The organism is uncultured Eudoraea sp., from assembly GCF_947260015.1.
In the GTDB taxonomy this organism is placed as follows: domain Bacteria; phylum Bacteroidota; class Bacteroidia; order Flavobacteriales; family Flavobacteriaceae; genus Eudoraea.
The window spans coordinates 1-13,323 of the sequence record NZ_CAMYOM010000042.1; the positions used below are offsets into that span (position 1 = coordinate 1).

The 13,323-nt window shown below is 36.8% G+C and carries 13 protein-coding genes and 1 tRNA gene; 9 read left to right on the plus strand and 5 right to left on the minus strand.

The window, feature by feature from the left end; translation table 11 throughout:
* The 4 genes from Q0X66_RS13860 to ribB form a co-directional block, all read left to right on the plus strand.
* The coding region (locus tag Q0X66_RS13860) for a DNA translocase FtsK (RefSeq protein ID WP_297707394.1) at window positions 1-1,700 on the plus strand (1,700 nt) is incomplete at its 5' end.
* Window positions 1,701-1,702: 2 nt separating this feature from the next.
* Entirely contained in the window at window positions 1,703-2,347 is a 645-nt protein-coding gene (locus Q0X66_RS13865; protein ID WP_297707396.1) for an outer membrane lipoprotein carrier protein LolA, read from the plus strand.
* 25 nt (window positions 2,348-2,372) lie between these two features.
* Window positions 2,373-3,857: an LptF/LptG family permease gene (locus Q0X66_RS13870; protein WP_297707415.1), complete on the plus strand. Its 1,485-nt coding sequence runs from the start codon at window positions 2,373-2,375 to the stop codon at window positions 3,855-3,857.
* Entirely contained in the window at window positions 3,854-4,996 is a 1,143-nt protein-coding gene (ribB, locus tag Q0X66_RS13875; protein ID WP_297707398.1) for a 3,4-dihydroxy-2-butanone-4-phosphate synthase, read from the plus strand. The genes Q0X66_RS13870 and ribB overlap by 4 nt, the downstream gene beginning before the upstream one ends.
* A 7-nt stretch (window positions 4,997-5,003) precedes the next feature.
* Here the strand turns inward: ribB and Q0X66_RS13880 are convergent, their stop codons facing one another.
* From Q0X66_RS13880 to Q0X66_RS13890, 3 genes are read right to left on the minus strand one after another with little or no spacing between them, the layout of a single operon-like run.
* Window positions 5,004-6,197, minus strand: a complete 1,194-nt coding sequence (locus tag Q0X66_RS13880; protein WP_297707400.1) for a DegT/DnrJ/EryC1/StrS aminotransferase family protein — start codon at window positions 6,195-6,197, stop codon at window positions 5,004-5,006.
* 58 nt (window positions 6,198-6,255) lie between these two features.
* Window positions 6,256-6,891, minus strand: coding sequence for an NAD(P)H-dependent oxidoreductase (locus tag Q0X66_RS13885; protein WP_297707402.1), 636 nt, complete (start codon window positions 6,889-6,891; stop codon window positions 6,256-6,258).
* A gap of 7 nt (window positions 6,892-6,898) precedes the next feature.
* Window positions 6,899-7,654: a sulfite exporter TauE/SafE family protein gene (locus Q0X66_RS13890; protein WP_297707417.1), complete on the minus strand. Its 756-nt coding sequence runs from the start codon at window positions 7,652-7,654 to the stop codon at window positions 6,899-6,901.
* Window positions 7,655-7,842: 188 nt separating this feature from the next.
* Here Q0X66_RS13890 and Q0X66_RS13895 point away from each other — a divergent pair.
* Window positions 7,843-7,927 (plus strand) — tRNA-Ser (locus Q0X66_RS13895).
* A gap of 240 nt (window positions 7,928-8,167) precedes the next feature.
* Entirely contained in the window at window positions 8,168-9,379 is a 1,212-nt protein-coding gene (locus Q0X66_RS13900) for a site-specific integrase (RefSeq protein WP_297707419.1), read from the plus strand.
* A 2-nt stretch (window positions 9,380-9,381) separates the two neighbouring features.
* On the opposite strand, the gene Q0X66_RS13905 is transcribed toward Q0X66_RS13900, so the two are convergent.
* A complete protein-coding gene (locus tag Q0X66_RS13905; RefSeq protein ID WP_297707404.1) occupies window positions 9,382-10,044 on the minus strand; it encodes a hypothetical protein in 663 nt (220 codons plus the stop codon).
* A gap of 19 nt (window positions 10,045-10,063) precedes the next feature.
* Window positions 10,064-10,465, minus strand: a complete 402-nt coding sequence (locus tag Q0X66_RS13910) for a BfmA/BtgA family mobilization protein (RefSeq protein ID WP_297707406.1) — start codon at window positions 10,463-10,465, stop codon at window positions 10,064-10,066.
* Window positions 10,466-11,411: 946 nt separating this feature from the next.
* Between Q0X66_RS13910 and Q0X66_RS13915 the strand changes: the two genes are divergently transcribed.
* The 3 genes from Q0X66_RS13915 to Q0X66_RS13925 all read left to right on the plus strand — a co-directional run.
* The gene (locus Q0X66_RS13915; protein WP_297707409.1) at window positions 11,412-11,687 is read left to right on the plus strand and encodes a type II toxin-antitoxin system ParD family antitoxin; all 276 of its coding nucleotides are present in this window, start codon (window positions 11,412-11,414) and stop codon (window positions 11,685-11,687) included.
* A complete protein-coding gene (locus Q0X66_RS13920) occupies window positions 11,680-11,970 on the plus strand; it encodes a type II toxin-antitoxin system RelE/ParE family toxin (RefSeq protein WP_297707411.1) in 291 nt (96 codons plus the stop codon). Before Q0X66_RS13915 ends, Q0X66_RS13920 begins: the two co-directional genes overlap by 8 nt.
* A gap of 666 nt (window positions 11,971-12,636) precedes the next feature.
* Window positions 12,637-13,323 (plus strand): hypothetical protein (locus Q0X66_RS13925; protein WP_297707413.1); only part of this gene is annotated, 687 nt, incomplete at its 3' end.

Sequence of the window (13,323 nt, forward strand, 5' to 3'; positions counted from 1 at the left end):
TCGTTGTAGATACGTATACTCATAAAGAAGACATTCCCCCTTTGGCTACTGAATCAGATAAAACAGAGAACAAAAAGACTACTTCTGAAGTGCCTGACAAGGAAGATACTATTGAAATGGAAGTAGAGAAAATTACTGAAGAAAAAGAAGAAAAGGATATTCTCTCTGATAAATTAGTGGCAGATTTCGGTGAATTTGATCCCACTTTGGAGCTCGCTAAATATAAATTTCCGCATCTGGACCTTCTTGATCCCCACGGTGCATCCGGTGGCATCACCATAAATCAGGAAGAGCTTGAGGAAAATAAAAACAAGATTGTTGAGACTTTAAAAAATTATAAGATTGGCATAGGGCAAATAAAGGCGACCATCGGACCAACAGTTACTTTATACGAAATTGTGCCGGTCGCAGGGGTTCGAATTTCCAAGATAAAGAATCTGGAAGACGATATTGCTTTGTCCCTGGCAGCTTTGGGTATTCGAATTATTGCCCCCATACCGGGTAAAGGTACCATAGGTATTGAAGTTCCGAATAAAAATCCTTCAGTTGTTTCTATGCGTTCTGTCATAGCATCCAGCAAATTTCAAAAAGCTGAAATGGAACTGCCTATAGCTTTTGGCAAGACCATCAGCAACGAAACCTTCGTCGTGGATTTAGCAAAGATGCCGCATCTATTGATGGCCGGTGCTACTGGTCAGGGTAAGTCTGTAGGTTTAAATGCAGTTTTGACTTCATTGCTTTACAAGAAACACCCTGCAGAAGTAAAGTTTATCCTTGTTGATCCAAAAAAAGTAGAACTTACCTTATACAATAAAATTGAAAGGCATTATTTGGCAAAACTACCAGATTCTGAAGAGGCTATTATAACGGATAATACCAAGGTAATTCATACACTAAATTCTTTGTGTATAGAAATGGACAACAGATATGAAATGCTTAAGTTGGCCATGGTCAGAAATATAAAAGAATACAATGTAAGATTTAAAGCCAGAAAGTTAAACCCCAATGAAGGCCACAAATTTTTACCTTATATTGTATTGGTTATTGATGAATTTGCCGATCTGATAATGTCTGCAGGGAAAGAAGTGGAAACGCCTATTGCCAGGTTAGCACAGTTGGCAAGGGCTATAGGAATACATTTGGTAATTGCAACACAAAGACCCTCCGTAAATGTTATTACAGGCTTAATTAAGGCAAATTTTCCGGCCAGACTTGCATTCCGGGTGACTTCAAAGATAGATTCAAGAACTATTTTGGATACTCAGGGAGCAGATCAGCTTATTGGACGAGGCGATATGCTTTTCACCCAGGGTAATGACATTACCAGGCTCCAGTGTGCATTTGTTGACACACCTGAAGTGGCCAAGATTACAGAATTTATTGGATCACAACGCGCCTACCCGGAAGCTCATTTATTACCTGAATATGTTGGTGATGATTCTGGCACAGGTATTGATTATGATATTGCTGACCGGGATGCGATGTTCAGGGAGGCCGCTGAGGTAATAGTAAATGCACAGCAAGGTTCTGCTTCTCTTATACAGCGCAAGTTAAAATTGGGGTACAACAGAGCCGGCAGAATAATTGACCAATTAGAAGCAGCCGGAATTGTCGGACCCTTTGAAGGCAGTAAAGCACGGCAGGTATTGGTTTCAGATATTTATGCTTTGGATCAGTTATTAAGTAACGAAATAAAATAAAAATGAAATATTCAATTCTTATCGCGGCATTTCTTTTCACCGGTATTATTGCCCAGGCCCAATCGTCGGACAAAGCCAAAGCACTTCTCGATGAAGTATACTCTAAGGTTATGAGCTATGAGAACATCGAGGTAAATTTCAAATTTGCCTTGCACAATTCGGAGGCAGATGTAGATCAGGAGACCCGGGGAGATGTTACGCTGGCAGGCGAAAAGTACCTGTTTAATTATCTCGGGGCACAACAATTATTCGATGGCACTAAGGTTTACACTATTGTACCGGAAAATGAAGAAGTTACTATTGAAGATAAAACTGACGGTGAAAATACAATAACACCTTCCAAAATGCTGACATTTTATAAAACAGGTCATAATTATGAATGGGACATATTACAGAATGTTCAGGGCCGTAAAATTCAGTTTGTCAAGCTTGTTCCTATTGATACAAACTCTGAAATTACATCAATTCTGTTGGGCATTGATGTGGAAACCAAGCATATTTATAAATTAATTGAAACCGGGAAAAATGGAACAGTAACTACGATTACTGTTAATTCTTTTAAAACTGATCAGCCATTATCAAAAACCTTATTTACTTTTGATGAAAACAAGTACAAAGAAGAAGGGTACTACATCATAAGAAACTAGTCCATTGCGCATTTTAGATAAGTACATTTTAAATCAATTTCTCTATAATTTTTTTAGTTCGTTCCTGATATTGATGTTTATCTTCATATTTCAGACGATTTGGCTATTTATTGATGATTTGGCCGGTAAAGGGCTGGACGTAATAATAATAGGTAAATTCCTTTTTTACTTGTTGCCAAACCTTACCGAAAAAGTACTGCCGCTTACAGTGCTGCTCTCTTCAATACTAACTTTTGGGTCCTTTGCTGAGAATTATGAATTTGCCGCAATGAAGGCATCCGGGATTTCCCTGCAGCGTGCAATGCTGCCTCTTATAGTATTCGTAACAATCCTTGGTGGCATAGCCTTTTTCTTTGCTAATAGTGTTATTCCTGCCTCTGAGCAAAAAATATATAACCTTAGAAGAAACATTGCCAAAGTTAAGCCGGCAGCTGTTATCGTTGAGGGCGTGTTTAGTGATGTTGAGGGATTTAATATTAAAGTGGATCAAAAGTATGGTGAGAATGATAAATACCTGAAGGATGTTGTAATACACAAAAAAACGAATCTTGAGAAAAACAATACCGTAATTAAAGCCAAAACAGGAGAGCTAAAAAGCAGTCAAGGGTCCGATATTATACAATTGGTCCTTTCTGATGGTCATTATTATGAAGAAATTGTTGCTAAAAGTGGTTCGGGTAAGGATAAATCTCCATTTGCACGGTCTGCTTTTGAGACATATACCATAAATATTGAAATCCCGGAGAATGAACAGGATCTGGAAGAAGAACGTAATGTACGGACGGATAAAATGAAAAATATATCCAGGCTCAACAAGGATATAGACTCTTTAAAAGAAAACAACTTAAAAATAGTTGCTGCTTTTTCAAAAAATATAACCAATAGAATGGGTGCATTTCTTCCACAAATTCCGGCTGATACTACATTAAAAAGTAAACAGCCAATAACTGCTTTGGATACTATTATTAGTAACAAAAAAAAGGAAATGGCACCTATTAAGAAAGATACACTGCAGACAGATAATGCGCTGGATCTTTACAAGGACTACCGAAAAATTCATATTGTTACCGCAGCAAAAAATTCAATATCTAATATCCTTAATTCAGTACTGGGCAAAAAAGAAGAATTGCAACGGCGATATAAGATATACAATATGCATATCTTGTCTTTGCATAAAAAATTCGCCCTTGCGCTTTCCTGTATAATTCTGTTTTTTGTGGGTGCTCCATTAGGTGCCATTATTCGAAAGGGTGGGCTTGGTTTACCAATGGTTATTGCTATTACGCTGTTTTTAACGTATTATTTTATTGGGGTATTTGCCGGGAATTATGCAAAAGAAGGAAATATTCACCCTATTTTTGGAGCATGGCTTTCTACATTAATAATGTTACCTTTGGGCGTTTATTTAACCAAAAGAGCTACTGCAGACAGGGGACTAATGGATTTTGGTCATGTAATTGAAAAAATAAAAGGTTTTTTTAAAAAGAAATTTAAAGTTAAGTCGTCATGATTGCAACTATGGAAGATAAGATTCAATTAAATACTATTGAAGAAGCCATTGCAGATATTCGAAATGGAAAGGTCATTATAGTGGTAGATGATGAAAACCGTGAGAATGAAGGCGATTTTATAGCTGCTGCCGAAGCAGTTACACCCGAAATGATCAATTTCATGTCTAAGCACGGACGCGGACTTATTTGTGCTCCACTTACGGAAGAGCGCTGCGAGGATTTAGAGCTATCAATGATGGTAGAGAACAATACGGTGTTACATCATACACAATTTACGGTATCTGTAGATTTAATAGGCCATGGTTGTACTACGGGAATTTCTGTCCAGGACAGGGCAAAAACAATAAAGGCTCTTGTAAATAATACTACAAAACCTCATGATTTGGGACGACCGGGGCATATTTTTCCTTTGCGGGCAAAAAATGGTGGTGTCTTAAGAAGAACCGGACATACTGAAGCAGCAGTAGATTTTGCAAGATTGGCAGGCTTTGAACCCGCCGGGATTCTGGTTGAGATATTAAATGAAGATGGCACTATGGCTCGGTTACCACATCTTGTAGAAGTTGCAAGAAAGTTTGATCTTAAACTTGTATCTATCGAAGATTTGGTTGCCTATAGAATGCGACACGATAGCCTGATTGTCAAAAGAGAGGAGTTTGAAGTAGAAACACGCTTCGGACATTTTAGATTACATGCATATCAGCAAACTACCAATGAACAAGTTCATCTTGCACTAACAAAAGGTAGCTGGAAGTTAGACGATCTGGTGCTTACGAGAATAGACTCTACTTTGGTAAATAATGATATCCTTGGAACGCTAACCGATAATGCGGACAAGAAATTAGATGATATGTTTAAAGCCCTTAATGAAGCAGGCAAAGGAGCTATCGTATTTATAAATCAACAAAGCCAGTCCTATAATCTTCTTAAACGTTTAAAAATATTGCAGGAAAATCAGAAAAATGGAATCATAAAGGCACCCAAAATAGAAATGGATACCCGTGATTTTGGTATTGGAGCACAAATCCTGCACGATTTAAATATTACCAAAATGCGGCTTATGACCAATAGCGATCAGGCCAAAAGGGTTGGAATCGTTGGCTATGGCCTTGAAATCGTAGACTATTCTCCCTATTAAATAAAGCCTATAATTGGTTTTTTATGATGGTGGCCATCTTTTCAGCTCGTTTGGCCACTTCATCTTCGCCCCAGCTAAGTTTCACAAGGCAGGATATAGTCCTACCCATCCAATGATCCGACTGTTTAAAATGACCATCAGGAAAATTGGGCATCCCTTCAAGGACATCTTTTGCAACTGGTGCCAATGACGTTAAATTCTTCAGATGATCCCATTTCTTATAATAATGCCAATTGTTATTATACCAGTAAAAACAAGCATCAATACCTCCGGCACCCAAAGCAGTATGGGCTTTTTGGGTTATATCTTCAGATGGCAGGAAAAAATTCAAAAATGAATAATTCTCTACCCCACCCTCAGGAACTCTCCTGAAGCTCACTCCGTCTATAGGCTCAAGGGCATCTCTTAATATTGTATAATTTTTCTTCTGTAATGTAAGAAAGTCATCCAGGCGATCAATTTGAGCTAATCCAACCGCAGCGTGTAATTCAGATATCCGGTAATTAAAACCAAGAAAAGGATGGCTTTCTGCTCCCCTGTCGTTTCCTACATGATCGTGGCCATGATCTGAATAATGATCCGCATTCTTATAAAAAGTCTCATTATTGGTGATAAGGCCGCCACCTTCACCGCATGTAATTGTTTTTACATAATCAAATGAAAAACAACCGAGGTCTCCAATACTACCCAATGGTTTCCCATTGTAGGTTCCTCCTATAGCCTGGCATGCATCCTCAAGCAAAATAAGTTTATGCCTGTCACAAATTTCCTTCAGGGCACCTAAATCGGCCATGGACCCACACATATGTACCGGCATAATAACCTTGGTATTTGGACCAATAGCTTTTTCAACAGCATTGGGGTCTAAAGTAAGCGTATCGTCAATATCGACCATTACAGGTATTGCACCTAAAGCGAGAATAGATTCAAAACTGGCCACAAATGTGAAACTGGGCATAATAACCTCATCGCCGGCTCCTATTCCCGCACTGGCCAGCGCAACGGTTAAGGCAGCCGTGCCACTACTCACTAATTGCGCATGATTTGTTTGCATGCGTTGGGCTAATTTCTTTTCAAGCTCCCTGGCTTTCCAATGACCGTTTCGCATGCCATCAAATCCATAACGCATGAGTACTCCGGAATCTAAAACGTCCTTGACTTCATTTCTTTCTTTATCTCCAAATAGTTCAAAACCTGGCATAGTGATCGTTGATTTTATATGTTATTGATTTCTATTTTGTTTTATTCAAATACTGCGCCTAAGATATATAAATAATGCTATTCTCTATATCGCGTCTGACTTTCTTTAACCCGGAAAACATATCGTCCTCTGCCCTATATCCTATGGGAAGAACGAGCACAGAACTTAGTCCTTTTGAACTTAGATCTAATAATTCATCGTAACGTTCAGGAAGAAACCCTTCCATTGGACAGGCATCCAGTTGTTCTGCAGCACATATTGTCAGTAAATTTCCCATGGCCAGATAGGCCTGATTCGTAGCCCATTGGTGAATTTCATTAGAATCCATTTTGGAAAATTCACTTACTAATGCATCTTTAAATGGTTCTAAAACAGAATCACTTGTACCCCTGACTTTTTTTACTTTATTAAAATAACCCGAGATATATTCGGCATCAATATTCTTTTCTATACAAAAAACAAGAAGGTGCGAAGCCTGTGCAACCTGTTGCTGACCAAACGAATATTGCACTAGTTGTTCCTGTAATTTCTTGTTATTTAGTATCACCATTTTTATGGGTTGTAATCCATATGATGTAGCTGTAAGATTAAACGCCTTTTTTATTGTCTCTAGCTTGGATTCTTCGATTTCTTTAGAAGGATCAAACTTTTTTACTGCATAACGCCATTCCAAATCTTTAATTATATCTGCCATTTCTCTTTTAATTAAAAAACCATAATTTGATTGCCATGATTATGACCATTATTACCAAAAACATCTTCACATATCCATCTCCTTTACCCACTGATATTCTGCTGGAAAGCCATGCACCTACTCCATTCCCAATGGCCAGGATCAACCCAACCTTCCATATTACCTTATCGTTATAAATGAATACAGCAAGAGCCGAAAGTGTATAAATAAATACCACGGCCACCTTAGTAGCATTAGCCCGCACCAGTGCCATATGATTAAAATAATGTAAAAACAAGAGAATTACGAATCCAATTCCCGCATTGATAAACCCACCATAAATTCCGATAAAGAAAAAAGCGATTACACCTATCCATAAATGCCTACCGGTTAGCCGTTCTGTAAGATCCTGCATACTAATTTTGGGCTTGAAAACAATTATCAGCACCACAGCAAGCATAATAATAGCTAAAATTTTATTGAAGGTTTCACCTTTAATATCTACAGCGATGCTTGCACCCAGAATAGACCCGAAAAGTGCTGAGATCCCCAAATAAATATTGAAAGGAAAGGTAGAGACACCCTTACTTTTAAATCCGGCTACCCCTATTGCAGTCTGTATTGCAATTGCCACCCGGTTCGTACCATTTGCAACGCTGGGTGGTAATCCCAAAAAAATTAAAAAAGGCAATGAAATTAAGGATGCCCCGCCCGCGACGGTATTTATAAAACCTACAACAAATCCAACCAGTATGAGCAGCACATAATGATACCATTCTTCCATTGCGCAAAAATAAGATGTCATAAATTAATAATACCATAAACGGTAGAAGAAAATCGACAACAAACTTTTTAAGGTATGAAAAAGGTTAGTATATTTGCGCTCGCATTAAGGGAGGAATGGCAGAGTAGTCGTCCCGATAGCTATCGGGAGCAGCTTCTTGAAAACCATGAATCCTATTAGATCATACTGGAGGAATGGCAGAGTGGTCGAATGCACTGGTCTTGAAAACCAGCGAGGGTCACACCTCCGGGGGTTCGAATCCCTCTTCCTCCGCTGGGTAGCAATCAAAAACTACCATAAACCCTGTAAACAATTGATTTACAGGGTTTTTCATTTTATTTAATTTCATATGATATCAATTAATAGTAGTCTAAAAGTGGATTATTCGGTGTCACTTTATATACTTAAAAAAGTTCCACCAAAGACACGTAAATAACTGTATATAAGTTGTTTATATTTATTTTTATTTGTGTTTTTTTTAGTACATTGGTGGAAATCGATGCACTTTTAATTATGTCACTGGCACTCTCCCTTCTATTTTACATCAAAAAAAGTAAAGTTGACCGCAACGGAAAGACGAATATCTACCTGAGAATAACACTTAACGGTCGTCGGACAGAATTTAGTGTCCACCGTAAAATTCGAATAGATTGGTGGAACTCAAGAACTCAATTAGCAATGGGTAATTCCCCAGACTCTCAAAATATAAATCAACACTTGAGCATTTTACGGAATAAAGTTTACTCCATTCAACAAAATTTTGAAAGAGAAAACGAGACCTATACTGTAGCAGATATTAGAGATGTCTTACTCAGTAAAGACAAAACCAAAAAAATGCTCCTGGAAATCTTTCAAGAGCATAACGATGAAGTTGATAGTCTTATAGGGAAAGATTTTGCTGCGGGAACAGCAGAGCGGTATCGCACCTGCAAAAAACACGTAGCAGATTTTGTAAAGCAGAAATACAAGAAAAATGATATTCCTGTACAAGATGTAGACCATAAGTTTATCACAGGTTTAGAATACTACCTTAAAACTACTCGAAAGTGTGCGCACAACTCGGCTATTAAGTATATAACCAATTTTAAAAAAATCATTCGTATTGCTCATGCTAATGATTGGATTGACAAAGACCCTTTTTTGCATTGGAAGGGTAAGCTTAAAATTGTGGAACGTGAATTTTTAACAGAGGAAGAAATACAGGAAATTATTGAATTAGAACTAAGAATAGAACGTTTAGACCAGGTTCGTGATATTTTTATCTTTTGCTGTTTCACCGGTCTGGCATATGCCGATGTTAAAAAACTGAATAGAGGAGATATTAGCAAAGGCGCAGATAGTGAAGAGTGGGTCAAGACTAAACGGTCAAAAACAGATACTCGAAGTAATATTCCAATTTTGCCTATTGCTAAGACTATTATCGAAAAGTACAAAGACAATGAGCTGTTGAAAGAAAAAGACTTAGTGTTACCAGTGCTCAGTAATCAGAAAATGAATGCTTACATCAAAGAGATAGCAAACTTAGCTGGCATTAATAAAAACCTTACGTTCCATTTAGCGCGGCATACTTTCGCTACAACTGTAACGCTTACTAATGGTGTGCCTATTGAATCAGTCAGTAAGATGCTGGGGCATACCAATTTGAAGACAACCCAACACTATGCTAAAATATTGGATATGAAAGTGAGTAATGATATGAAAATTTTAAGAGATAAGTTTAAGTAGTACTACTGAGACTCCTTGTCATTCTTGGCTCTCAATTTTTCAAGCAAATTCACATAGCCAGAAAATGGACTATTATCATTTTTATTTACCATTTGAAAGCCATTTTTAACAAATACATAGGCAGCCTTTTTCCAGTTTTCTTTTGTTTTCCAATTTTTTGATTGAATGTAGGCGTAGAACTTTCTTGCTTCTACCTCTTCCCAATTATTTTTTTTAAAGAATAGTATAACTTCTTTTTCATTAAAATTTACTGGGTGCCGTTTATTAAAGTTTTTTTTTGTTTTATGTTTATAAGAAGGCACCATTTTTTGGCTAGGTTCTGGGACACTGTTAGCCAAATTTTGAACCTGTTGTGTACTAGGACTTGTACCAAATATGAACATCTTAATTTTTGAACCACGAGCTGGATGATATGATGGATAGTATTTAAGGTATCCCCATTCATCCAAATTTTTAAGATAATTATGATACGTTGTTTTTGATTTGATTTTAGCACGTTCCATGATAAGTTCACGATTAATCGTTAAGGTCTTTTTAAAATATTCACGATTCCATTTTTGAAAAAATGCTAAATAGAGCGTTATATGTCCTTGCTTAATTCGCTCGTCCCTATAGAAAAGTTCAAAAACTGAATTGAGCTGTGTTATGTAGTTTATTTTTTCCATGTCTATTATACTAGCTGCATTACTTTGATTCGTTAGAATTTTTCCAAAGCTCTAGTTCTTCCTCTAAGGTTCTTTGACTCTGATTTTTCTCTACCAATTTTGGAACGGTTTTTTCTTTTTCATCAGCTATGAAAAGTGCTTGCAGCATTCCCAAGGTAGGCTTTGTTTGGGTCTTCTCAATATCTTTTATAATGGCTATTACTGCATTAATTCTTTTTAACAAACGCTTTTCTACCTGAACTAAGTGATTTGGAATTTCATCATCAGGTGAAAGTTGATGCTTTTCAAAAAAATCAAGCATCTGATTTAAAGTCATACTATTTGACTCCCCTTGTTTTAGAACAAATAATTTGAATTTTTGAGTTACAGACGTTTTAATCTTAATGTTAGAAAAACCCTCGTTTATATAATTTTTATCCATTTTTGAGTCAAATTTTCATTGATTATCAACATTTTAGGTTCTTTTTAATTCAAAAAGATGATTTTTTGAATTTTTTATTGTTTATAATTCACTGATATTTAGAAGGTTAACAAACGTAACCTTGCGCCAGCAGGTTACCCTCTTGCTTCTCCTATTTCGTTCGCAAAGCGAACAAATATTTTCAAACAACTTGACCAAGATCAATTGCTTTTTTGTGGAATCCAAGATTCCTATATGCCTTTTTAAGATGGGTATCGTTATCAGGGAAAGTCAAATCTTGGGATAACGATACAATAAAAATGTGCTATTGATAAGCTGAAGAAAGATACGATTTATTTTAGCTTAAATTAAAATCATAGGTGGATAAATCCGAAAAAATAAAAGGATTGTTAGATGAATTCCTATCTGAACCATTCGCACAGTTTTGAGGTGATTTACTTATTATATCCAGAGCGTTTTCCTTTTTTTGTTTTTTTTCCGAAACTTAGGGGTTCTTCCGCTCCCTTTTTTTGATGATATCGTACGATTTCATAATATTGGTTTTTGATTTACTTCCCATAGAGCCGTCACATTACCTTTTTTGTTGCCTTATGCGGTACAATATTCAGGTTTGGCAAGACTTATAAAAGGAGCGAGACACGAGTCCGATTATGCAGTCGTCCAAAGATGAATGTTGTTGTTTTGCTGTCATAAAAAGGGAACGGCGGCTGCCTGAGAGGCAGATGAAATTAATATAAGAAGAGTTTAGTACGAACCAGTAGGGGGGGTAAAGCAAACCACCGATATTTTAGACTTTCAGAATTAAGTTTTGAAGTTCAATTAAACGTGGGATTGATTACTACTTCGCTACAGACCCCTAAAACTTGTAGTTTGACAATAATTAAACAAATTATACGCTAATAATATGTTATATTGCGTATATTGTATGTAATTAAATCTTATAATTATGGCAACAATTAGAAAATCATTGACTATAACAGTAGCTCAAGAGCAATGGATAAAGCTACAAATTGAAAATGGTGGTTTCGCGAACGATAGCGAATACATGAGGCATCTAATACGCTTGGATGAGGAACGTAATAGGGAGTTTTTAATTACCAAAGCGGCTATACAAGAAGGCTATGATAGTGGCATGAGCTCTAGAAATAGGTCTGTTGATGAAATTGTTGAAGCAGCCAAAAGTCGCAAAAAGAACAGAACTAAAAGTAACAGGAATGCCTAGTTATTATTTATCGTCGAAAGCTGATAGCGATATCGATGATATAGTAGATTATACTTTAGAGACCTGGGGAGAATCACAGACTCATAGTTATATTACCGAGTTATACCAATTTTTGCAGACTCTTGCAGATAATCCCGACCTTGGTCGCAGCGCTTCTGAATTTGCACCTCCACTAAAAAGATATAATTACAAGGCACACACAATTTTTTACGAACCAACTAAAAAGGGCATATTTGTCGTTCGAATTTTAGGACAGATACGGGATTTCAAGCGACATCTTTAGGCGTTGATTAATCGTTTACAAAGTCCAGATAAAGGTGGGATTATATAAACCATTATAATTGTGCAATTATAGCTTGAATGAAAATAAATAGACTTTTACTTTATGGTTATAGTCCCATCTCGAGTACAAAAAACCTTGTTAATCTTTTGATTTACAGGGTTTTTTTGTTTTAGTTAGTCAACAATCTCCAATTTCAAATTAATGTTGACATAAAATTAATCCATCATTCGGAATGAAAATGAAAAATATCCGGCGCTGTAAGTCGCCGGGCGTTTTCTACCCGCCTGCGGCAGGCAGGACTGCAGGAGTGGTAATGATCTGGATCACAGTGTAGCTGTAATCCATCAAAATCCAAAAGACAAACTCCAAATGACAAGTTTAGCAGGATAAAAGAATAAATATGGCGCCTGTGCGCCTTATGACTTTCTAACTGCAGGAGAGGTTTCCCGATGGATATCTAATGCAAAATTAATATGATCGATATCATGAATGTATTATAATAAATTCTATATTTTTAACATATAATAATAAGAAGAGTTGAAATAATTAGGATTCCAAAACATTTGGAAGTAGTTCTAGAAACCTTAGTAAGTTCCCGCACTTGAAATATAATCACTTTTGGTTGTAGATTTTAACAAAGACTAACTAATATAAAATTTAGAAAAAATGAAAAGTATACTTAGCATTCTGGCTTTATTAGTCACTTTTGGTTCAGCATTTTCTCAGAATGAAAATGAGAAACACCCATTACTTACGGATAGATTTATAATTGGAGCTGGCTGGTATTTTCCAAACAGGGATATAAAATTCGGAATTGAGGGGAATGCTACCATTGAAGATATAGAAGATCTGGAAGACATTGACTTTGACGAGACCCTTGGTCTTAGTAAGGGTGATAACACCTTTAATTTTAATTTCTTCTGGAGATTTTCCAGGAATAAATTCTGGTCTGTGCGTGGAGAGTATTTTAAAGTTGGGAGTACAAGAAATGTGACTCTGGATGAAGAGATAGAATGGGAAGACATTACGTATCCTGTGGGTGGAGAAGCTGAAGTGTCTTTTGGCGTTGGCTTATACAGGGTTTTCTTTGGGAGGGTTATAAGTACCGGACAAAAGCATGAGTTAGGTGGAGGGCTTGGTATTCATGGACTAAATGTCAAGGCTTCAGTTGAGGGTCAAGGCTTTATTGGGGATGAATCAGCAGGCATTAATAGAAGTGACGTAGAGGCATTTCTTCCCTTACCCAACATTGGCTTTTGGTATATTTGGGCTCCTACAGACAGATGGGCATTTTCAGCTAATGTAGACTGGTTTGGTATTAAAATTGACAGTATATCCGGGGGTTTATGGAAT

Coding starts and splice junctions, on each gene's coding strand:
- Q0X66_RS13865 (WP_297707396.1), top strand. CDS start 1,703: ATGAAATATTCAATTCTTATCGCGGCATTTCTTTTCACCGGTATTATT.
- ribB (WP_297707398.1), top strand. CDS start 3,854: ATGATTGCAACTATGGAAGATAAGATTCAATTAAATACTATTGAAGAA.
- Q0X66_RS13880 (WP_297707400.1), bottom strand. CDS start 6,197: ATGCCAGGTTTTGAACTATTTGGAGATAAAGAAAGAAATGAAGTCAAG.
- Q0X66_RS13885 (WP_297707402.1), bottom strand. CDS start 6,891: ATGGCAGATATAATTAAAGATTTGGAATGGCGTTATGCAGTAAAAAAG.
- Q0X66_RS13890 (WP_297707417.1), bottom strand. CDS start 7,654: ATGGAAGAATGGTATCATTATGTGCTGCTCATACTGGTTGGATTTGTT.
- Q0X66_RS13900 (WP_297707419.1), top strand. CDS start 8,168: ATGTCACTGGCACTCTCCCTTCTATTTTACATCAAAAAAAGTAAAGTT.
- Q0X66_RS13905 (WP_297707404.1), bottom strand. CDS start 10,044: ATGGAAAAAATAAACTACATAACACAGCTCAATTCAGTTTTTGAACTT.
- Q0X66_RS13910 (WP_297707406.1), bottom strand. CDS start 10,465: ATGGATAAAAATTATATAAACGAGGGTTTTTCTAACATTAAGATTAAA.
- Q0X66_RS13915 (WP_297707409.1), top strand. CDS start 11,412: ATGGCAACAATTAGAAAATCATTGACTATAACAGTAGCTCAAGAGCAA.
- Q0X66_RS13920 (WP_297707411.1), top strand. CDS start 11,680: ATGCCTAGTTATTATTTATCGTCGAAAGCTGATAGCGATATCGATGAT.